The organism is Pseudomonas mohnii (assembly GCF_900105115.1).
Classification (GTDB): domain Bacteria; phylum Pseudomonadota; class Gammaproteobacteria; order Pseudomonadales; family Pseudomonadaceae; genus Aquipseudomonas; species Aquipseudomonas mohnii.
On the sequence record NZ_FNRV01000001.1, the window covers coordinates 4,917,489 to 4,938,609 of the forward strand.

General features: G+C 56.4%; 22 protein-coding genes. 12 read left to right on the forward strand and 10 right to left on the reverse strand.

The window, feature by feature from the left end; genetic code table 11:
- The first annotated feature begins 116 nt into the window (after positions 1 to 116).
- The gene (gene yiaY, locus BLV61_RS22840; protein WP_047526577.1) at positions 117 to 1,265 is read left to right on the forward strand and encodes an L-threonine dehydrogenase; all 1,149 of its coding nucleotides are present in this window, start codon (positions 117 to 119) and stop codon (positions 1,263 to 1,265) included.
- On the opposite strand, the gene BLV61_RS22845 is transcribed toward yiaY, so the two are convergent.
- Positions 1,262 to 2,428: a multidrug effflux MFS transporter gene (locus BLV61_RS22845; RefSeq protein ID WP_090467585.1), complete on the reverse strand. Its 1,167-nt coding sequence runs from the start codon at positions 2,426 to 2,428 to the stop codon at positions 1,262 to 1,264. The genes yiaY and BLV61_RS22845 overlap by 4 nt on opposite strands.
- Before the next feature lie 174 nt (positions 2,429 to 2,602).
- Positions 2,603 to 3,091 carry a DMT family transporter gene (locus tag BLV61_RS22850; protein ID WP_090467587.1) on the reverse strand — a complete coding sequence of 163 codons (489 nt, stop codon included), beginning with the start codon at positions 3,089 to 3,091 and terminating at the stop codon, positions 2,603 to 2,605.
- 77 nt (positions 3,092 to 3,168) lie between these two features.
- Here BLV61_RS22850 and BLV61_RS22855 point away from each other — a divergent pair, with 77 nt between their 5' ends.
- The 6 genes from BLV61_RS22855 to tam all read left to right on the forward strand — a co-directional run bounded on the left by BLV61_RS22855 (position 3,169) and on the right by tam (position 8,158).
- Positions 3,169 to 4,077 carry a LysR substrate-binding domain-containing protein gene (locus tag BLV61_RS22855; protein ID WP_090467589.1) on the forward strand — a complete coding sequence of 303 codons (909 nt, stop codon included), beginning with the start codon at positions 3,169 to 3,171 and terminating at the stop codon, positions 4,075 to 4,077.
- 87 nt (positions 4,078 to 4,164) lie between these two features.
- A complete protein-coding gene (locus BLV61_RS22860; RefSeq protein WP_047526584.1) occupies positions 4,165 to 4,803 on the forward strand; it encodes a LysE family translocator in 639 nt (212 codons plus the stop codon).
- Between the two features lie 90 nt (positions 4,804 to 4,893).
- Positions 4,894 to 6,234, forward strand: a complete 1,341-nt coding sequence (locus BLV61_RS22865; protein WP_090467591.1) for a sensor domain-containing protein — start codon at positions 4,894 to 4,896, stop codon at positions 6,232 to 6,234.
- Positions 6,235 to 6,351: 117 nt separating this feature from the next.
- The gene (locus tag BLV61_RS22870) at positions 6,352 to 6,510 is read left to right on the forward strand and encodes a KGG domain-containing protein (protein ID WP_081997823.1); all 159 of its coding nucleotides are present in this window, start codon (positions 6,352 to 6,354) and stop codon (positions 6,508 to 6,510) included.
- A gap of 74 nt (positions 6,511 to 6,584) precedes the next feature.
- Positions 6,585 to 7,088: a DUF4142 domain-containing protein gene (locus BLV61_RS22875; RefSeq protein ID WP_047526587.1), complete on the forward strand. Its 504-nt coding sequence runs from the start codon at positions 6,585 to 6,587 to the stop codon at positions 7,086 to 7,088.
- Positions 7,089 to 7,387: 299 nt separating this feature from the next.
- On the forward strand, positions 7,388 to 8,158 hold the full coding sequence (gene tam / locus BLV61_RS22880; RefSeq protein WP_090467593.1) for a trans-aconitate 2-methyltransferase: 771 nt from the start codon (positions 7,388 to 7,390) through the stop codon (positions 8,156 to 8,158).
- A 439-nt stretch (positions 8,159 to 8,597) separates the two neighbouring features.
- On the opposite strand, the gene BLV61_RS22885 is transcribed toward tam, so the two are convergent.
- Both BLV61_RS22885 and csiR read right to left on the reverse strand, forming a co-directional pair.
- On the reverse strand, positions 8,598 to 9,089 hold the full coding sequence (locus BLV61_RS22885) for a GNAT family N-acetyltransferase (protein WP_047526591.1): 492 nt from the start codon (positions 9,087 to 9,089) through the stop codon (positions 8,598 to 8,600).
- An 82-nt stretch (positions 9,090 to 9,171) separates the two neighbouring features.
- On the reverse strand, positions 9,172 to 9,870 hold the full coding sequence (gene csiR / locus BLV61_RS22890; RefSeq protein WP_047526592.1) for a DNA-binding transcriptional regulator CsiR: 699 nt from the start codon (positions 9,868 to 9,870) through the stop codon (positions 9,172 to 9,174).
- 190 nt (positions 9,871 to 10,060) lie between these two features.
- Here csiR and glaH point away from each other — a divergent pair, with 190 nt between their 5' ends.
- Positions 10,061 to 11,047 carry a glutarate dioxygenase GlaH gene (glaH, locus tag BLV61_RS22895; RefSeq protein ID WP_090467595.1) on the forward strand — a complete coding sequence of 329 codons (987 nt, stop codon included), beginning with the start codon at positions 10,061 to 10,063 and terminating at the stop codon, positions 11,045 to 11,047.
- A gap of 65 nt (positions 11,048 to 11,112) precedes the next feature.
- On the forward strand, positions 11,113 to 12,363 hold the full coding sequence (gene lhgO / locus BLV61_RS22900; RefSeq protein ID WP_047526595.1) for an L-2-hydroxyglutarate oxidase: 1,251 nt from the start codon (positions 11,113 to 11,115) through the stop codon (positions 12,361 to 12,363).
- Between the two features lie 65 nt (positions 12,364 to 12,428).
- Here lhgO and BLV61_RS31345 read toward each other — a convergent pair whose 3' ends face one another.
- Positions 12,429 to 12,584: a hypothetical protein gene (locus BLV61_RS31345; RefSeq protein ID WP_167361800.1), complete on the reverse strand. Its 156-nt coding sequence runs from the start codon at positions 12,582 to 12,584 to the stop codon at positions 12,429 to 12,431.
- Between the two features lie 343 nt (positions 12,585 to 12,927).
- Between BLV61_RS31345 and BLV61_RS22905 the strand changes: the two genes are divergently transcribed.
- From BLV61_RS22905 to BLV61_RS22915, 3 genes are all read left to right on the forward strand, one after another.
- Positions 12,928 to 14,442: an APC family permease gene (locus tag BLV61_RS22905; protein ID WP_090469960.1), complete on the forward strand. Its 1,515-nt coding sequence runs from the start codon at positions 12,928 to 12,930 to the stop codon at positions 14,440 to 14,442.
- Positions 14,443 to 14,595: 153 nt separating this feature from the next.
- A complete protein-coding gene (locus BLV61_RS22910) occupies positions 14,596 to 15,594 on the forward strand; it encodes a methyl-accepting chemotaxis protein (protein ID WP_090467597.1) in 999 nt (332 codons plus the stop codon).
- A 37-nt stretch (positions 15,595 to 15,631) separates the two neighbouring features.
- Positions 15,632 to 16,036 (forward strand): GFA family protein, encoded by a 405-nt coding sequence (locus tag BLV61_RS22915; RefSeq protein ID WP_090467599.1) that lies wholly within the window; start codon positions 15,632 to 15,634, stop codon positions 16,034 to 16,036.
- Between the two features lie 87 nt (positions 16,037 to 16,123).
- Here BLV61_RS22915 and BLV61_RS22920 read toward each other — a convergent pair whose 3' ends face one another.
- The 5 genes from BLV61_RS22920 to BLV61_RS22940 all read right to left on the reverse strand — a co-directional run bounded on the left by BLV61_RS22920 (position 16,124) and on the right by BLV61_RS22940 (position 21,091).
- Positions 16,124 to 16,882, reverse strand: coding sequence for a cache domain-containing protein (locus tag BLV61_RS22920; RefSeq protein ID WP_244159914.1), 759 nt, complete (start codon positions 16,880 to 16,882; stop codon positions 16,124 to 16,126).
- Positions 16,883 to 17,001: 119 nt separating this feature from the next.
- On the reverse strand, positions 17,002 to 17,748 hold the full coding sequence (locus BLV61_RS22925; RefSeq protein WP_047538342.1) for a FadR/GntR family transcriptional regulator: 747 nt from the start codon (positions 17,746 to 17,748) through the stop codon (positions 17,002 to 17,004).
- Positions 17,749 to 17,972: 224 nt separating this feature from the next.
- A complete protein-coding gene (locus BLV61_RS22930; RefSeq protein ID WP_090467603.1) occupies positions 17,973 to 18,692 on the reverse strand; it encodes a substrate-binding periplasmic protein in 720 nt (239 codons plus the stop codon).
- Complete coding sequence (locus tag BLV61_RS22935) at positions 18,689 to 20,062, reverse strand: glutamine synthetase family protein (protein WP_047526599.1); 1,374 nt, start codon at positions 20,060 to 20,062, stop codon at positions 18,689 to 18,691. The genes BLV61_RS22930 and BLV61_RS22935 overlap by 4 nt, the downstream gene beginning before the upstream one ends.
- A 309-nt stretch (positions 20,063 to 20,371) precedes the next feature.
- The gene (locus tag BLV61_RS22940) at positions 20,372 to 21,091 is read right to left on the reverse strand and encodes a type 1 glutamine amidotransferase (RefSeq protein ID WP_090467605.1); all 720 of its coding nucleotides are present in this window, start codon (positions 21,089 to 21,091) and stop codon (positions 20,372 to 20,374) included.
- Positions 21,092 to 21,121 lie beyond the last annotated feature (30 nt).

Genomic DNA, 21,121 nt, shown 5'->3' on the forward strand with positions numbered 1-21,121 from the left:
ACTTTATCACGACCGGACGTTGAGCCAGATCAACATGCCGTCGTGGCGACGGGTCGATCCTGAGCGCATTCAGAGGATCGGTGCTGCCGGTCTGCCCCTCGTCAGGAGACTCGCACATGATTAGTACGTTTTTTATCCCCGCCGTGAACATCATGGGCATCGGTTGCCTGGACGAAGCCATGGACGCCATCCGCCAATACGGTTTTCGCAAAGCGTTCATCGTCACCGACGCCGGGCTGGCCAAGGCCGGCGTGGCGAGCATGATTGCCGGGAAACTGGCGCTGCAGGACATCGATTCGGTGATCTTCGACGGGGCCAAACCCAACCCGAGCATCGCCAACGTCGAGCACGGCCTGGGTCTGCTCAAGGAGACCCGGTGTGACTTCGTGGTGTCCCTGGGTGGGGGCTCGCCCCACGACTGTGCCAAGGGGATCGCCCTGTGCGCGACCAACGGCGGGCAGATTCGCGACTACGAGGGCGTCGATCGGTCCACTAAACCGCAACTGCCGTTGATTGCCATCAACACCACGGCCGGCACGGCCAGCGAAATGACCCGGTTCTGCATCATCACCGACGAATCGCGGCACGTGAAAATGGCCATTGTCGATCGCAACGTCACGCCGCTGCTGTCGGTCAACGATCCGGACCTGATGATCGCCATGCCCAAGGGCCTGACGGCCGCCACCGGCATGGATGCCCTGACCCACGCCATCGAAGCCTACGTGTCCACCGCTGCCACTCCGATCACCGATGCCTGCGCCCTGAAGGCCATCACCCTGATCAGCCATAACCTGCGCCTGGTGGTGGAGGACGGTGAAAACCTGGGGGCGCGGGAAGGCATGGCGTACGCGCAGTTTTTGGCCGGCATGGCGTTCAACAATGCGTCCCTTGGCTTCGTGCATGCCATGGCTCACCAGTTGGGTGGCTTCTACGACTTGCCCCATGGCGTGTGCAACGCAGTGCTGTTACCCCACGTGCAAAGCTTCAATGCCCAGGTCTGCGCCGTTCGCCTGACCGACGTGGCCCACGCCATGGGCGCCGACATTCGCGGATTCAGCCCGGAAGAGGGCGCCCAGGCGGCTATCGAGGCCATCCGCCGCCTTGCACTCGATGTGGACATCCCCGCCGGTTTGCGTGAGCTCGGCGTCCGGCTCAACGACATCCCGACCCTGGCCAGCAACGCCCTGAAAGATGCATGCGGCGTGACCAACCCCCGGGCGGCGGATCAGCGGCAGATCGAAGAGATATTCCGCAGCGCGTTCTAGACGTTTTGGCGGCCGGGCGCGAGCACCACGCAAAGCAGCGCGCCCAAGGCCAGCAATGTGCATGACAATGACAGCGGCCAGGGCTGCGGGCTGGCGGTCAGGCTGACAATCCCGCCGATGATGGCGGCCATCAGTTGATGAATGAAACCGCTCAGCGCCATTGCATAGGCACCACCAATGGGTGAACCGTCGTTGGCCAGCGACAGACTGATCGGGTAATTCAACGACTGTCCGAACACTGCAATGCAATACGGCAACCAAAATAGCAACGCAATTGGAGTGCCTGCGATGCTGCCCAGCAACATCAGCGTGCTACCGGCCAACACCAGCCCTACACCCGCCGTCATCAAGCGCCGTTGACCGATGCGCAGCACCAAACGGTTGACTGCCACCGCCCCCAGAAAATAGGCCGCGCTGATAGGCCAGCCCAGCAATCCATATTCCACGACAGACCAGTTGAAAGGGCCTTGTAGAATCAGTGGCGCAGCGGTGTTAAAGGCGATAATCACCCCGTACCCCAATCCGCCGGTCAGTGCCGGAAGCAGAAAAGATCGATGGCGCAGAATTCGCCAGTAACTGGGCCAGGCGGATCGCTGAGCGCTTTCCTCAGACAGCGTCGGGAATGTAATACGCGACACAATCAGCGCCATCGCCAGACTCACGCCACCCAACAAGTAAAAGATCGCCGGCCAGCCTAGTACGATCTGGATAATCGACCCCAGGTACTGGCCGATTCCCAGCGCCACCACAAAGGAAATCGAGAGCCAGGACAGCGCTTTGGCCAACAGGTCACCCCGGAAACTGTCGCGAATCAACACCCTGGCCATCACCGAAATCCCGCTGGCGCCAACGCCTTGGAGCATGCGCAGGATCAGAAACGACTCCAGTGTCGAACTCACGGGCAAGGCGAGATTCCCGGCACCATAAATGCCCAGTGCAGCGAGCAACACCGGTTTGCGCCCGACACGCTGGGCCATGCTGCCCCAGAACAACATGGGCATTGCCATGCCGATCAGATACGCGGCCAATCCCCACGACACTTGCGAAGCATCAGCGGACAGACCCCGGGCAATTTCCGGAAGAGCGGGTAGATAAATGCTCATGCCCAATTGCGCGAGAAAAACCGTGCTGCAGGTGACGAGGAGGGTGGTGCTGCTCTTCATGGAGGGCTCGTAGTATTTTTTTGTTGGCCGGGGAAATTGCGGCATGAATATACTGAGGCAACAGGTCCAGGACGAATGGAGCGCGACTGATTGCCCTGTAATAGTTTGTTGCCATTCATGTATAGGGAGCCCCGGGCCGTGCGGCTGAGCATCAAGCGCTTGGGGATTGCCCCCTCAACTCGCGGCTGCTAAAGCTTTGCTCGGCGCTGCGCTTAATTGAATCAACACCACACCGCCAATCAATAGCAAGGCGCCCAATACCCTTGGCAAGCTCACCTGCCGCTGCACCAACCCAAACCACCCGAAGTGATCCAGCACCAATGACGCGACCACTTGCCCGGCCAGCGCCAACGCCATGAACCCAGAGGCGCCGAGTTTGGGCAGCAGCACCAGGGCCAGGGAAATGAAACACACCCCGAACGCACCGCCAGCCCACATCCAAAGGGGCGCCTTGCTGATGAACGCCACTGATGGCAACGGCACGCGCATCGCCAGCATGATCGGCAGCAACACCAGGATACTCACCAGCAACGAGGCCAAGGTGGCCCATAACGGATGCCCCAGGCCCCGTCCAAGGTTCGCGTTGATCGCACTCTGAAAAGGCACCACCGCCCCGGCAATCACGGCCAGCAATAACAGGCCGATCCCATGCAACGTACTCATGATCATTCTCCAGCAGGTTTTGCTGGACTCTAGGGTATTCGTCGCGCAGATTTAAATTCCGTTTTGCTATCCAGAACATGCATCAAATGAATGATCTGCGCCGCATCGATCTCAATTTACTGGTGATTCTCGACGCCTTGCTCAGCGAGCAACACGTCACCCGGGCGGCTGAACGTCTGCACCTGAGTCAGCCGGCCGTCAGCCATGCCCTGGCGCGTTTGCGCGATCTGCTGGGCGATCCGCTGCTGGTGCGGGCAGGCGCCGGCCTGGTGCCGACCTCGCGCGCGCTGGAGCTGATGGCGCCCTTGACCGAAGCCCTGGCCCAGGTGCAATCGCTGCTGGCGCCCAATGCCTTTGATCCGGCGACCACCCGGCGCACCTTTCGCCTGGCCATGTCCGATTACGGTGCCGCCATCGTCCTGCCCGGCTTGATCCGCACGTTGCGCAGTGAAGCTCCGGGCATCGATCTGCAAATCAGTCACGCCAGCCGCGAAGGCATGCTCGACGGGATACTCAACGGTGATATCGATATCGCCATTGGTGTGTTTCCGGAGATGCCCAACGAGCTACGCAGCACTGCGCTGTTCGAAGAGCACTACGCCTGCCTGGTGGATCGTGACAGTTTGTCGGCCGACGCAACGCTCGACCTGCCAACCTATCTGGCGCGCCCCCACGTTTTGCTGGAAATGCGCGGCAGTGGCACGCCGGAGATCGAGCGTGCCCTGACCGCTCTGCATGAACGGCGGCGCGTGGCGGTCAGCCTGCCGCACTGGAATGTCGCCCCGCAGTTGATCAGTGGCACGGATTTGATTTTGACCGTTGCCTCCCTTGGCTTGCGCGACCTCGACGAGGCGTCGCTGATCGTCGTGCCTCCACCGTTTCATATTCCGTCGTTTACCTTTGTGTTGGCGTGGCACCAGCGGCGCGGCGGGGATCAGGCGTTGAACTGGTTGAATCAACGAATCGCAGAGGGGATAAAACGCTGATGAAGTTCTTCGACGATCAGTCAATCAATGCCCAATGAGCTGATATAGACTGGCGCCCATTCACCAAACAGTTCAAAAGGACTTCCCATGACCCCGTCGCTGTTAATGGCTGTTCTTGCCTCGGGTTTTATTTACGGGATTACGCCAGGCCCCGGCGTGCTGGCCGTATTCGGCATTGGAGCGGCCCATGGGCGACGGGCCGGGGCGGGGTTCCTCTGCGGGCATTTGCTGGGGGACGTGGTCTGGTGCGGCACTGCGCTGGTGGCGATTGTCGGGGCGCGGGAGATCGGCAGCACGGCGTTCGATGTGCTGGGCGTGCTCAGCGGTCTCTATCTGTTCTGGCTCGGCTGGCGTGCGGTGCGGGCGCGTCGCAGCAGTGCCCAGGCACCGCAAGGGCCGGCGCGGCAGCCGTTCTGGCATGGCATCCTGTTTGGCCTGACCAATCCGAAGGCTTACCCGGTGGCCGTGGCCACGTTTACCGCCTTGTTGTCGAGCCGAGCCGAGTTGCTGACCTGGTCGATGTTGCCGTGGCTGATCCTGCTGAGTTTCGTGGGGGGGCTTATCGCCTACGCTATTCTCATTGGCGTCGTCGGTGCGCGGCGGGTGCGCACCTTGTATCAGCGCCATGAACTGGCCATCACCCGGCTTTGCGGGTTAATGTTCATCGGTTTCGCCATCAACGCCCTGGTGCACGCCGTGCCGGGCCTGGTGACGAACAAGGCTTGAAGCCGCGTACAGGGAGGCCTCGGTGACACAGGTTCTAACAGTCAGGGATGTTCTTTTTTTGCCGCATTGTCCGGACATGCATTAAGCGCCATGACCACCAGAAATTCCGCGCCGCTGGCGAGCTACATCGACCTCTTGCTGGACGCCGTTTGCGCGGTCGACAAACAAGGTCGCTTCGTTTTTGTCAGTGCGGCCTGCGAGCACATTTTCGGCTACAGCCCTGAAGAATTGATTGGCCAGCCGATGATCGACCTGGTTCACCCGGCCGATCGTCAGCGCACCCTCGATGCCGCGCGGGAGATCATGGGTGGTGAGTCCAAGCTCAATTTCGAAAACCGCTATATGCGCAAGGACGGCCGGGTGGTGCACATCCTCTGGTCGGCACGCTGGTCGGAGGTCGATCAACTGCGCATCGCCGTGGCGCGTGACATCACCGAGCGCAAGCAAGCCGAGTCCCGGCAAGCAGCGCTGTACGCGATTTCCGAGGCGGCGCATGCAGCGGAAGATCTATTGGCGTTGTTCAAGCGTATTCATCTGATCATTGGCGAATGGCTGCCAGCGCTGAATTTTTCCGTGGCGTTGTATGACGATCACGGTGCCGAGCTGAGTTTCCCCTATCACGTTGATGCCCACGAACCCGAGCAGCCCTGCACGATGACCGGCCGCCTGTGTGCCGAGGTGGTCCGCAGCGGCCAGCCGATCCTGCTGACCCCGGATCAGGACGATCGACCTGCGGGGTTCGAGAGGCAAGAGAGCGCACAGAACACGCCGTGCTGGCTCGGCGTGCCGCTCAACTCGCAAAACGGCACCATTGGCGCACTGATCGTCAAAAGCATGCCGGGCAGTGAGCACTACACCGAGCAGGATAAAGAGTTGTTGCAGTACGTCTGCGCGCAGGTCGCGACTGCGATCGAGCGCAAGCAATTGCACGCGCGCCTGCAGCGCATGGCCCAGTACGACCAACTGACGCAACTGCCTAACCGCGAATTGCTGCGCGACCGGCTCAAGGCTGCATTGGAAGCGGCGCGTGAGGACTGCGGACGCTTGGCTTTGCTGTATGTCGATCTTGACCGCTTCAAGGAGGTCAACGACACCCACGGGCATGCGGTTGGCGACATGTTGCTGCAAACCGTGGCCAATCGGCTCAAGGGCTGTGTGCGTGAAACCGACACGGTGGCGCGTATTGGCGGCGATGAGTTTGTGGTGTTGTTACACAGCATTCACGCTTCGGGAGATGCCGACGGCGTGGCCGTGAAAATCCGTCAGGTCCTGGCTCAACCCCTGCGCCTGGACGGCCATAGCTTCAACATTCAACCAAGCATCGGCGTTGCCCAATACCCCGAGCACGGCACGGAAGAGAAGCAGTTGTTCAGGCACGCCGATGAGGCGATGTACACCGCCAAGCGCGAGCATCACCTGCGGCTCGTCTGAATCGCGCTCACCGTTCGTCGTGGCGTCGACGTTTTTTTCTAAACCTTTTGCATCGCGCCCATTCAGATTTTATGCGGGCGTCAGCTCGCCGCGATCATCACCAAGAGGTAGAGAATCATGCCTAACTCAAAAAACTCGAACTCGGGAAATTTCGCCAACGATCGAACCAAGGCGTCTGAAGCCGGTCGCAAGGGTGGGAAAACCACCACCACGACTGTCGATAAAGAGCCAGCGAAACCCGACATGGGCCGCAAGCCCGGACAAAAATCCAAGTAGTGGATGAAGGTGGTTTTGATTGAGAAGCGGGGGCGAAAGCTCCCGTTTGAATGTTTACTGAGGAGGGCGCGACCATGAAGCGGATGGCCACCCAAATACGCAACACCGGTTTCGCCACGTTACTGGGCCTGTGTGCCAGCAGTGCCTTCGCCCAGTCCCCCGCCGAGTTCATCAACGATGCGTCGGCCCAGGGTATCGCCGATATCGAAACCAGTCGTCTGGCGCATCAGAAGTCGGAATCCAAAGAGGTCAAGGACTACACCATCGTCGTGATCAACGACCGCACCACCGCCAACCAGCACCTGGCGAAAATCGCCAAACAGCTGGATTTGCCGGTGGCCCCGCGTGAGCAGGTGGCCGATAAGGCCAAGGCCTTGATGCCGCAAGTCATGGACGGCGCGAACTTCGATGAGGCCTATGCGGCCAGTCAGGTGAAGTCCACCGAAGAAGCCATCGCACAGCTTCAGCAGGAAGCGCAAACCACGGATGTGCCTGAGATCAAGGCGTTCGCTGAAGAGACATTGCCCAAGCTGCAACATCACCTGCAGATGGCCAGGGCATTGCAAGCCAGTCGTTAGATCGTTCGATCACGCGGGTGACCCAGTGCTGCCCGCTCAGCCCCCACAGGAAAATCAGAATGTTCGCCCCGATGAACGTCTAGGGACTGCTGGTCCACAGGGCAAGTTTCTGGGCGATTTTTTGCGAATTTCATGGCCGTGTTCCTTATCTGAGGGCGCGTGAATTTCAGGCAGTGGGGGCGGGAAGAAAATTCGTCGGGAATGACGGTACGGCGCAAAAGGCTGTGTTCTGAAACCTTTGGTCTCGCCTGTCGCGGTATCGTAGCGGTCCAAGGACAACGCACCGACAGGAGAACGCAATGAGTTGGTCCGCCAAACAGTACGTCGCTTTTGAAGATGAACGCACCCGTCCCGCCCGTGACCTGCTGGCGGCCATTCCCGCCGGTGATGTGCGCTCGGCAATCGATATCGGATGTGGGCCCGGCAACTCGACCGAGTTGCTGGTGGAGCGCTTTGCCAACGCTACGTTGCGCGGTCTGGACAGTTCAACTGATATGATCGAGGCCGCCCGCAAGCGTTTACCGCAGGTGCGGTTCGATATCGCGGACATTGATCGCTGGAACGAAACTGGCCCATTCGATGTGATTTTCGCCAATGCGGTGTTGCAGTGGCTGCCTGATCACGCCACGTTGCTGCCTTCATTGGTGAGCAAACTTGCACCGGGTGGCAGCCTGGCGATCCAGATGCCGGACAATCTCAATGAACCCTCGCATCGCTTGATGCGCGAGGTGGCGGCGAGTGGTCCTTGGGCTACCAAGCTGACTGGCGCGGCCGGGCAGCGCACGCAGATGGCCGATGCCAGCGGCTACTACACAATGCTCAAACCACACTGCACTCGGGTCGATGTGTGGCGCACCACTTATCATCATCCACTCGCAGGCGGCGCCTCGGGGGTGGTCGAGTGGTTCAAGGGCAGTGGTTTGCGGCCGTTTCTCGATCCACTGGATGAGGCGGAACGGGCTGAATATCTGGCGCTGTATCTGGCCGCCGTCGAGCAGGCTTATCCGGCGCAGGCGGATGGTTGGGTGCTGCTGCCGTTTCCGCGGTTGTTTCTGGTGGCGACGCGCTGATGAAAGAAAGGGGGTAGATGATGCATCTGCCCCCTTTTTTTGATCGTCTGGAAACATCACTGCGGTTTACTTCTCTTCGAGCGTCTGGCGCTCAAGTACTCAAAAACAAACGAAGCAAAGCCGAACAACCCGATCAATGAAATGATCATGATTCCCAACTCTGAATTTTGCATGTTGATCTCGGGGGGCGGAAGGTGAGCCCGGAGCATAAGGTATCTGCCAGCGGGCTCAACGCAGCACGATGGCTTCTTTACGGGCGTGCGCGGATCTATACGCAAACAATACGAGTGCCGGGGCCGGCAAGGTCAGTTCAACGCTAAACACCAACCAGCAACATCATCGGCCATTCGCGTTCTTCGGCCAGTCAGTGGGTCACGCGTTCGCCTGCCATTCAGTGCTGAAGCACCTGAACCCGATCATGAGCGGGCTTTCAAGGTGACTATTCTGGTCGGCCCGCTCGGCTGCGGGTCATATGGATGAGCGCTAATCTGCGACCATCCAGAGAGGTTCTCTCTTCGACAGCAAAGGGCAAGAAGCCGAGTTTTGGATAAAGCAACAAGCCAGCGGTATTTTCATTGAAACACGAGATCTGCACCTCTGTGGCGTCATAGCGCTCGAACGCCAGAGCCGTCATCGTCTCCACGATGAAGGTCGCCACACCTTGACCTCGTGCCTGCTGGGCAACGATGACATTGCCGATACAGCAAACCCCACCCGTCTCAGCCCGATAAAAGTTAGCAAAGCCAACGACGCTGTTTCCGGCCTCGACAATCGTCGAGTCGAATCGTTGAGTAATTGCGTTAGACAGCTGGGCTTCCGTCAGAGGGTATTGAGCTTTCGGGAACATATAAAACAGTTCCTGAGCGTTAAGGGGAAAGCTGCAGATGGTTTTGATGTCAGCCGCCGTCACTGGCCTGTGTTGAAATATCATCGCGCGTCCTTGAGGTCTATGCATTCGGCCAAGGTAGTTTGAATGTAAAAGGGCTTGTTCAAAGGCCCCTTTCATTTGTGGACTACGCGTGTAACGCCGGCATCGAGTTTTTAATTATTTCAGAAATGATAGGAACAGGTGTCATCAGATGTTCCCTCATCAGGGCGCTCGCCTTTACCGCATCGCGAGCAAGGATTGCGTCAACGAGGGTTGCATGCTCGACCCTTTTTTGACGAAGCGCCTCTTCGGAAAATACAGTGCTTTTGAGCCACAGGTGCCTGTACCTCTCAGCCTGGTCCAGCAGTTGCGATCTTAGTTGCAGCAGATGCTTGGATCCGCACCCGGAGGCTATCGCACTATGAAACGCCTTATGTCGAGAGTCCCATATCTCGAGCATTTGCTCCTGCGTTCTGAGCTCCATGACTTTCGATAGCGTGTGAGTTCGCGCCAGGATCGAGGCTTCCCACGAGTCATCGCCTCGTTCGATCGCGAGCGTGAGGATCATGGCCTCCAGGTTGGCGCGCGCGTCGTAGATGTCGCGCATTTCCTCCAACGACATGGGGGCTACCCGATAGCCTTTCTGGTTAATCGCAATGACCAGGTGTTCCGCGACGAGCTGAGACAAAGCCTCTCTGAGTGGGCCAACCCCAAGACCATATCGATCTTTCAGGGCGCTCATCAGCAGCTTCTGTCCAGCCGGAAATACGCCACGAATAATGTCCTTCTTGAGCCTTTCGTAACCATCGAAAGTAGATTTCTGCTTTGGCTCAAGCTCTTCCATAGCGACCACTCATCGTCAAATTTTCCTAATGATACCCACTTTTCAAAAGGCCCGCCGAATGGCTACTAAATCATTTTCTATCTACGTATTTTAAAAATGTAGACATTTTTATTTAGTGGCGATATTTTTTGACCGTCGCTTCACCAGACGCCCTGGAAAGCGCCCACACTCACTACGCCAGGACATAGCAATGAACGCCTTCTCTCAGATCAACGCTCCGGTAATGCAACAGCCCGCTGAGTGCGTGGGTTTCTCTCTCAAGCCTTCTGCTCAGTCCAAGCGTTTCCTGGAGCTCACATTCCCCAAGGTCACCGTCGACGCGTTTCTCTCTGCCGTGTCCCAATGGCCAGTTCAGGCACTTGAGTACAAGTCGTTTTTGCGCTTTCAGATTGGCAAAGTCCTGGACGGAATTTGCGGCGAGACGCTGCGTCCGGTTTTGGTCAACACGCTGATGGATCGGGAAACGGGTGGTCTGTTGGTGAAGCCGGAAGGGCTGAACGATGTCTCCCAGGCAGAAGACATGGTTAAGTTTTCAACCGCCGTGGCGCACCTGCTCGGGCGTTCTAATTTCGATGCGATGAGCGGGCAGTTTTATGCACGCTTCGTCGTAGAGAACGTTGATAACTCGGACAGCTACCTGCGTGCGCCACATCGTGTGATGGAGCTGCACAACGACGGTACGTTCGTGAATCAGATCACTGACTACGTCCTGATGATGAAGATCGACGAGCAAAATATGGAAGGTGGCAACTCCTTGCTGTTGCACCTCGACGATTGGGCTGATTTGAATAAGTTCTACAAGCATCCATTGGCTCGCCGCTCCCTGCGCTGGACGGCTCCACCGAGCAAGAACGTCAAAGAGGACGTGTTCCATTCCATCTTTGATACGGATGGTGAGGGGCGTCCGACCATGCGCTACATCGATCAATTTGTTCAGCCTGAAAACTTCGAAGAGGGTACCTGGCTTTTCGAACTCGGTGAGTCGCTGGAAACCAGTCAGGCGAAGTTGTCCATTCCCGTTGCGGTGGGTTCGTTCGTGTTGATCAACAACTTGTTCTGGCTTCACGGACGCGACCGCTTCGCAGCGCATCCAGGCCTTCGTCGCGAACTGATGCGTCAACGCGGCTACTTCAGCTATCCGAAGGTGGGTCACCACCACGGCCAGACATCCAACTAATTGACGGATGGGTCGCAGGCGACTGCGGCCTGTTCCCTGTCCGCCATCCTTGTGAGGTGATAGCTGTGTACGACTTTGTAATCATTGGTGGCGGCATTGTGGGAATGTCTACAGCCATGCAAATGGCATCTGAATACCCGGATGCAAAAATTCTGTTGCTGGAAAAAGAATCGGGTCCCGCCCAGCATCAGACCGGTCATAACAGTGGGGTGATCCATGCGGGTGTTTACTACACGCCTGGCAGTCTGAAAGCCAAGTTTTGCCTGGAAGGAAACCGGGCAACGAAAGCCTTCTGTGATCAGCACGGAATTCGTTATGACGCCTGCGGCAAAATGCTTGTGGCGACGAATGAAATTGAGAAGGAACGAATGAAAGCCCTTTGGGAGCGCACTGAGGCCAATGGCCTTGAGCGTGAATGGCTTTCAGCTGCCGAGCTTCGGGAAAGAGAACCGAATATTGTCGGGTTGGCGGGAATCTTCGTCCCTTCCAGTGGCATCGTGAATTACGCCGAAGTCACTCGACAGATGGCTGCAGAGTTTACGAAAGCGGGCGGTGTCATTCGCTACAACTCTGAAGTGACGGCTCTCGATGAGCGAGCGGACGAGGTCGTGGTCACGACGTCGACAGGCATTTACCAGGCCCGTTTTCTGATTTCATGCTCAGGCCTGATGGCTGATCGGGTCGTCAGGATGCTGGGGCTCGAACCCGAGTTCCAGATTTGTCCTTTCAGGGGCGAATACTACCTGTTGCCCAAGCAACACAATCAGATCGTCAATCACTTGATCTACCCCATCCCTGATCCGTCCATGCCATTTTTGGGTGTGCACCTGACTCGTATGATTGACGGCACTGTCACCGTCGGGCCGAACGCTGTATTGGCGCTCAAGCGCGAGGGCTACAAGAAAACTGATTTCTCCCTGGGGGACATGTTTGAAATCTTCACCTCGCTCGGGGTCTTGAAGGTTTTGAAGGCAAACTTCAAACCTGGCCTGATAGAGATGAGGAATTCTCTGTTCAAGAGCGGCTATCTCAAGCAAGTGCAGAAATACTGCCCGTCGATCAATAAAGAGGATCTGACACCGTACCCCGCTGGGGTTCGTGCCCAGGCTGTTTCGAACAGCGGTAAGCTGATTGATGACTTCTTGTTCGTCAATACGAAGAGGAGCGTGAATGTGTGTAACGCACCTTCACCAGCCGCCACCTCGGCCATTCCTATCGGCGCCTACATCGTAAGCAAGGTAAAAGAGCAAATCGGTGAGCGGGCGTTCTTCGCCGCGCCGAAGGTCGATCCAGCGGAGGCCAGGGCGTTCGTATAAATAATAAAGCCGCTAGCGATAGCGGCTTTTTTTGAGCCAGGAAAGCGCTTGGCGAGCCCGGATCCTTAACGAGCCAGACTCAGACAGGCAAAAACCTGAACGAACAATGCGGCGAGCAGTGGCCAAACGTTTCGTTGATCTGTTTTGGATTCACTGATCGGCTCCTCCGTCTCTGGGGCCGGCATCACTCCGATCTCGAATGCACCGATTATTTCACGCATGAGAAGCCTCCTGATGGGTCAAGGCCGGCTGCATGCCTGGCGCTGCATCCTATAAAATTCTAATCCATATGTATTGTCAACGATATCTGCCGTTTTTTTGATCATATCTGGCCGATTTTTTCGTGTGTTGGTTGATTGATTGTTAGGTATATCGGGTTTGTGGCCAGCGTTTACAGGGATTTTTGCCAGTCGGTCATGGATAAAACATTTTCCTTTGACTTCAAATGTATTTGGAGGTATTTCTAGTCCTGCGATGAGCGTTCGCGTTTACAAGAGCAAAAAAATGCTAGATGGCCCCCCCTTCTACGTCGCTGCCGAGAACACAAAAATACGAGGTTGCACCATGACGAATCATCCCGTGAATTCCCCGGTTGACGCAGACGCCGAGCGTCTTGCATCCCTGGGATACCAGTCAGAATTCAAACGCGATATGAGCCTTTGGGCGAACTTTGCGTTGGGCTTCACTTATCTCTCGCCGGTCGTCGGCATTTACACCCTGTTCGCCTCATCTCTGATGCTGGGCGGCCCTCCGATGATTTGGGCATTGCTCATCGCCGGTGTTGGCCAGCTTCTGGTGGCGCTCGTGTTTGGTGAGATCGTCTCCCAATTCCCGCTCGCAGGAGGTGTATACCCCTGGGCGCGTCGCCTTTGGGGTCGCAAGTGGGCATGGATGACAGGGTGGGTTTACGTGATGGCGATGTTCTCGACCATTGCAGGGGTGGCATATGGCGCAGCGCCATACACCGCGTCAGTTGTCGGGTTCGAGCCTACAGTGGGTGCAAACGTAATCTGTGCATTGGTGATCCTGGCCATTGCGACAGTCATCAACATGATGGGCACCAAGGTCTTGGCGCAGGCAGCGCTGATCGGGTTCTTCGCCGAAATAATGGGGGCGTTGGTGGTAGGCGTGTACCTGTTGGTGTTTGAGCGTCACCACGATATGAGTATTTTCTTCAATACGTTCGGTTCGGAGAGTACGGGCTCATACACCGCGGCATTCCTGGCCGCTAGCCTTATCGGTGTGTTCCAATACTACGGATTCGAGGCCTGTGGCGATGTCGCCGAGGAAGTCCCGGAGCCCGGTCTGCGTATCCCCAAATCGATGCGTCGCACGATTTACATTGGCGGTGTTGCAGCCACCTTCGTCTGCTTTGCCCTGATTATGTCGGTGGTCGATATTGGCGCGGTTATCAATGGCACTCTTGCTGATCCGGTGTCCGCCATTCTGGCCAATGCGTTTGGCCCAGTGGGATCCTCTGCAGTGCTGTGCGTCGTGCTGATCTCCTTCCTCTCTTGCGTGATGAGCTTGCAAGCTGCGGCCAGTCGACTGATCTATGCGTACGCTCGCGACAAGATGATTTTTGCCTGCGGCCTGCTTTCCAGATTTTCTCATGAGCGTCATGTCCCGCCTTATGCCTTGTTGTTGTCGGCGCTTTTGCCTGGTGTGATTGTCGTCGGCTCGATGATTTCCGCTGATGCGCTGTTGAAGATTATTTCCTTCTCGGCGGTCGGCATCTATATCGCGTTCCAGATGGTTGTTCTTGCTGCTCTGCGAGCTCGCTTGAAAGGCTGGAAACCAAGCGGCGAGTACCAGCTTGGATCGCTTGGTTTGATCACCAACGTTGGCGCGCTCGTCTATGGGGTTGCCGCTATGGTGAACATCGGCTGGCCACGCACACCCAATGCACTTTGGTATGACAACTGGATTGTTGTGTTGTCGTCCTTCGCTGTCATCGCGGTCGGCTTCCTCTACATGTGGATTGCCCGCCCTCATTTACGCAGCGCGGCCATTTACGGAGACGCAATTCCATCGAGGGGGGCTGTTGTAACCGGCGCGGTTCGAAGAACCACCGCATAGTTTCCGACGTAATCAAAACGCTCTTTAAGAAGGGCGTTTTTTTTGTTTCTGAGGGCATTCCAATTGTTGGCTGTCTCTAGCGTGCCGATGTCAGCTTGAAGGTCGGAGGCACCAGAAAACTATGGCTGAGTTGCGCAGCAAAGGAGCAACGTGATGTGGTTCAAAGGTTCATTGAGTGCAGAATTTAATGAGGTGGATCGCGCCCTGCATGCACTGCTGGGGCAAGAGCCTCTGACGCCGGACAGTTTGCAGTTGTTGAAAAATGGTCATGCTACGACGCATTCAAATTTGTTCGCTCTGGCCGAGCGGATAAAAGCGCTGGAGGACCAGGTTGAGAGCCTGAAGCAGGTGCAGGAGAACGGGGCGCGGAACGCAACCGCCAGCGCGGATAAAATCAGCGCCCTGACAAGTGAGGTCGCTTGCCTGAATCAATATTCAGCTGAGAAAAACCTGGCCTTCGAGTCGATCAATAGAGAATTGACTGCACTGAGTGGCGAGGCGCAAGTGTGGGAGCTTGTCAAACAGACGCTCACGGAAGGCTGTTGGGATCTCAAGATCGTTGACGGAGACCTGGAACATCCCTCCAATGAGCTTCGTTGGTCTCGTCAGTTCAAGGAGCTGGTTGGCTATTCAGATTCGGAGTTTCTCGATGGCTGGGAAACGTATAACCAGATCGTTGATCCCGACGATCTCCCCAGGATGCTGAAGATTATCGAAGAATACGTACGGGCTCCGCAAAGCGCCGACCATTACGTCGTTGAGTATCAAATGAGGCATAAGCAGCGGGGTATGGTTTGGTATCGAGAGCGGGGGCGGGCCATGACGGGGGCGGACGGCAAGGTCTGCAGGCTGATAGGCGCCGTTCGAGACATTTCTTCCGAGCGGCATGCCATCGAGTCACGTCAGCGGGAGCAGGCGGCCATGCAGGCAACCTATGCTCAGATTTCCACTGCTCTTGGAGTGATAAAGGCCATTGCAGATCAAACAACCATGCTTGCGCTCAATGCCGCCATTGAAGCGGCGAGGGCAGGGGATTCGGGGCGTGGGTTTTCTGTTGTGGCTGATGAAGTAAAAAAGCTCGCTTCAAGAACGCAGGAGGCCACTCAGCAGATCCAGTCAATGCTGTCGAATGTCTCAGTGAGTGGTGAGTGAGCCTGTATGAGCAGGTCGCTTGCGCCGGTGTTTCGCGATGATAAAGCGCATTGGTAAAACCATAATCCAGCCGACCCATACTGCATCCTGCCATTGCGGTGCGGTGTTGTTTGAGCTGGATCTTCCTGATGGGGTGGTCGACCCCAAGCGATGCAACTGTTCGCTCTGCAGGCGCAAAGGCGCAGTGATGGGGACTGTAGCGCTATCCGGTATACGCATCACCCAGGGTGCGGATTTTCTGACGGTCTATCGTTTCCATACGGGCGTCGCGTGCCATTACTTCTGTTCTCGATGCGGTATTTACACGCATAACGTGAGGCGTTCCGCCCCGACCCAATGTGGCTACAACATCGGTTGTCTGGATGGCGTGGATCCGGCGGCGCTGGAGCATGTCTCGATGAGCGATGGGGCCAACCATGCGCTTGATCGAGGCGTTGAATGATTTGGAAGAGGTGGGGTGTGAGCGGGCGAAAAGGGTTTCGGGCTGCGTAGAGAGGCATAAGCCTCTCTACGACGAAATGCGTCGGGCTTATGCCGCGCCTCGGTGTTTGCGCTTGCAGGGGCGCTGCACCAGCGACCAGTGCGCCGCGGCTTCGCCGAGTTCAATAACCCGACAACCTGTTTCCTGGCGATTCATTGCGTGATGAGCCATATCGCCAACCGTCCAATTGGCCGTGTTGGCGGCGATGACACGACCTTCCTCGGATACGATCAGGGCTTCGTTTTCCATTTTGATCAGGCTGGAAAGCAGAATTCGTTCGAACTTGTGCAAGGCGATGTCCGCACCGGCGATACCCACGAAACGACCATCAACGTGGATAGGCAGGGAGAAGGTCAATATGTACGTATCGGCCCCGTAAAGATCGACGTAAGGGCCTATGACAACATTGCTTCCTGTATTTTTCGGGCGAGCAAACCACTGCATGCTCTGGTAGTTGTAGAAGCTTTCGCTGCGTCGATTGAAGTTGAGGGTCATGGGTACGACCTTGCCCGCAGCCCCCATTCTCCACCACTCAAGGTACATCTCGCAGTCTTCCAGCTCTCCCGGCTCAAGCACAACGCCAGTGCCGTGAATGCATGATTTGGAGCCTTGGAGCTGTGCATCAATTTTTGGTTTGAGCACGGCCAGGTCTTTGGATGAGGGCTTCTTGCCCAGCGCAGCCTCACGTCGCCAAATCTCCACGACTTCGTTTGCCAAGATCGTCAACTGGTCGAAAACGTTACCGATCGAAGCATTGATGCTAGCGGCGCAGTCGTCTGCGTCGGTGCGAAAAAGTGGTACTGGCATGATGTTGGGCCCCTGTTGCATTCTCGTAACGCAGTTTCAGCTTGATGCCGTGAGTAGCTTCCACCCACTTCGCATCAAAAAGCCGCTTACGGGAGAAGGAGCAAGGCGCATGCCATTTTCTAGGCTATTTCGGATAAAAGATCTAATCTCAGATCTATGAGCCTTTTGATGCCGCGCGTGACATGCGCTTCTGCCAATGCGCCTGCAAGATTGGGATCATTTGCCATGATCGCATCGGTAATCGCTCGGTGTTCTGATTGGGCCGCTTCGGGGGTTATGGAGCCTTCTCCGGGGATCCACATCAGCTCGCCGATTTCTGCCTGAAGGCTCATTTCTGCGTGGGTCAGTCTGACTGACTGCGCGGCAACGGCAATCTCTATATGGAATCGCGCATCGGCACGACGCCGTTCTGTTCGGGTTGTCGCATCGCCTAGCGCATCAATGTAGTGCTGTAACTTGGCATGATGCTCCGATGAGGAGCGCTTGGCGGCGAGTCGAGCCGCGGCCCCCGAGATGGCAACATGTTCGTCGCAGAGATCGCGTAGTTCCAGCGCGCTCATATCAGCAAGGCGGGTACGCAAATGAACTTCCGGGAGTTCAACGGCGGGGCATACGAAACTTCCGCCGTTACGACCTCTCCTTGTCTCGATGACACGGCGTTCGCGAAGATAGGCCAAGGCTTCACGCAGTGTGACGGTCGCTACCCCGAACTGCATGGCCAGCTCGTTTTCGCTGGGCAATTGCTCGCCTTCGGCGAAAAGGCCCAGGTCGATCACTTCAATTAATCTGCGAACGACTTCTTCTGTCCGGCCTTCTTGTCGCAACCTCATGAACGAGGCTGTTCTTGCACTGGAGTTGTTGTTCATCATCCATCGGCAGTGAATGTTGCTCGAGCGAGCTCAATTGACTTGCCAATCCTCCCAAATGGTTGTGTCTCATGGCCTCAATTTACCAGACTCAGCCGGCACTTCGCGCTAAAACCTCTCAAATTAAATTTTTAAAAAAAAGGCCGCCCCCTCGACAGGTGCGGCCAAAAACTCGGGTGGTAACGCCGAGTAGACAAGCTGAGAGGCAGGGTGAGTGCTGTTTCTCAACGGGTCCCGAAGGGGTAGCTCAGCGAAGGCATCCATTTGCGCCAAAGCTGTTCCAGTTGGCCGTTCGATTTGATCATCGCAAGGGCCTCATTGACGTGTGCGAGCCAAGCCTCATTTTCCTTTTTGACCGCAATGCCCCATTTGTTTTGAGTGGGAACACTGAACCCGATTTCCAGATCCGCTTCCTCGGCAAGCGGAACCAGCGCGACGTCGTCATCCACGAATGCATCGATAATTCCGTCGCGTAGCGCGCTGACCATGTCACCCAAAACATCGTCGCTATCCCCGCCGAAAGGCACGCAGATGCAGCCGGTGAACGTTTCGGCCAGTGCCATGTTCAAGCTTTGGGCAATCGCACCGACTTTCTTGTCCTTCAGATCGGACGGGGATCGCAGATTTGAGCCACGTCGAATCATCACGGCTTCATCGAATACCGCGTACGGCTCAGTGAAGTCGGCCAATGTTTTGCGATGAGCGGAAATGCCCTGACCGCACAAAATGACGTCGCCTTCCCCAGCCTGTAACGCGGGATAAAAATCGGCCCAGTTCTGATAGGCGAACTGAAAAGGCAGGCCCAGTGTTTGGGCCAGCAGCCTGCCCAGATCGGATTCGTAGCCGTGTCGGAAACCTTTGTCGTCTCTCCAGAAAAGCGGTGGAGCAGGGAGGTCTGCACAAATCATTCGAAATTCTGGTGCTTGGTGGGCTTTGTCGATCATGGCAGGTAGTCCAGGTACATTTTGCGTTCCCAGTCGGTCACTACGCCGCAAGAGCGAGCCCATTCATCGGCCTTCAGTTCGCGATAGAGACTGGATAATTCTGCAGGGAATGCGTTGCGTACGACTTCATCGCGATCAAATGCTGCAACGGCGTCACCCAAGGTGAGAGGAATCCCCACCGACTCGCCGCCGTCGACATAGCTGTCTTTGGACTCGGACGGGCCTGGGCTTGTCTTGTTACGAAGACCGTCCAGCATGCCGGCCAGAAGCACGGTGTGCGAGAGGTAGGGGTTCACGCTGGCATCGGGAAGCTTGTACTCCAGACGACCGTTGGCGGACAGGCGCACGGTGCAGGTTTTGTTGTCCATGCCCCAGTTGATTCGAGTTGGAGCGAATTGGCCGATATCCCAGAAGCGTTTATAGGAGTTCACGGTCGACGCCATGATCATCATGGAGCCAGGAGCGTGAGCGAGCATGCCACCCAAGGCATGCATGCCTGTTTCAGTCAGGTGCAGTTCACGTCGACCGGGTTCAGCCAGAACGTTACGGTCGCCTTTCCACAAGCTGACGTTGTGGTGGCAGCCGTTACCCATGCTGCCGGTGCTCGGCTTCGGCATGAAGCTCGCCTTGACACCGAACTCGCTCGCGACCTGGCGACAGATCAAGCGATAGGTCATCAGTCGGTCTGCAGTCAGTTCACAGGAGTCAAACATCCAGTTGAGTTCGAGCTGACCTGGGTCCTCGTAATCGCCTTCGATCATGTCCAGGCCCATGGAGATCGCATATTCCATGACGCGTTTGTAGATAGGGCGCATCAGCTCGAGGTTGCCCATGTGGTAGGCCGGGCTTGCACCTGGGCGCACTTGAACTTCCAGCTTGTCACCGAACCAGGTCATCTCTGGCTCGCAGCCCGATTTCATACGGAAACCGGTTTCCTTGATGAAAGCTTCATGCGAACGGATCAAGTGTCCACGAGCATCGGTACCCAGTGGGGCGCCGCCGTTTTCGAGGCGGTGATCCGGCTCGTACATACGGCAGAAGAACGAACCAATGGATTTGTCCCAAGGAAGAATGTTGAAGCTATCAATGTCCGGGATGGCGGTGAACTCAGCCGCTTGTGCGCCCCCGCCGAGCAGTTCGCCAGTACGGGTCGTTTGAAGATCCGAGACGGCAGTGCGATGGAATTGCACGCCTTTCTCAAGGTTGCGCAGCAGATGTTTCGCCGGCACGACCTTGGCAATGACGCGACCAGAGAGGGTGACAACTTGGTAGTAGAGGTATTCGACGCCGGCATCTTTGATGCGTTTAGCCAGTTCCTGGGACGCTTGGGAGCTGGTGTTGAATTCTCTGTGCAGGTCTAACGCAGTCATTCGAGTTCTCCTGGCGCTGCATGGGCAAGGCATGGCAGCAGCACATTCTTTTTGTATTCCTGCTCTGACGGCTGGCACATGGCACCTGGCAGGGACGCATTTAATTTAAGATATGGTTTTATATCTTTCAAGCGTTAAATTTTGAAATCGCCGATTTGTAAGGCTGTTTCGTGCGGTTTTTTTGGTTTTTTATAAGGTAAAACGCATAAATTGCGACCTTTACGGCGTGAGATCAGGCGCTTATAAAGGGGGATGGCAAAAAAAAGGGCCTATACATACAGGCCCAGAGGTTAATCGGTTGGGTGATGCTTACGGCGTACGATGGGTGCGAAAGAAGTCAGCGACCCATTTCGCTACAGGAGACGCATCGACGGGTAAATGGGCAATGGAGTCCAGGGCGTTGGCCGACACAGAGTCGCTTAGAAGGTCGCCGCGAAATTTTTTTGCCAGTGCCTGGATGTATTCCGCTGAAAACTCAGGATGGTACTGAACGGAGATCGCCGGAAAGGAATAGGCGAAGACACCATTTTCACAGTGAGCTGATCCACCTATGCGAGTGGCTTCTGGCGGAACCTTCTGAACCTGATCTTGATGGAAGACAAATGAGGCAATGCTTCCTGGAAGGTCGGGCGTCTCATAGTTGTATTGATGAGCGCCGACGCCCCATCCCTTGCTTGATTTTGCGTTCAGGCCGCCGTACGCATCCGCCATGATTTGGTGGCCAAAGCAAATCCCGAAAACCGGAATTCGCTTCTGTCTCAACTGTTGAAGGAGTGCGATCAGGCCAACCATCCAGGGACTTCGCTCGTAGGTGCTGTGTTTCGACCCGGTGAGGATAAAACCATCGAAGTCACCCGGGGCCGGAAGCTTTTCTCCACGCACTGGCGACAGGTAGGTGAACGTGGCTTGCGGAAGATAAGGGGATAGCCACTTGTCGATCATTTTCGGGTACGACCCAAACTCATCGATCAAGTCGTCGGGTGTTCGTCCGTTTTCCAGAATACAAATCCGCAATGGCTGCTGAGACATATTTCACCTCATGAATCGTAGGGCTGCACA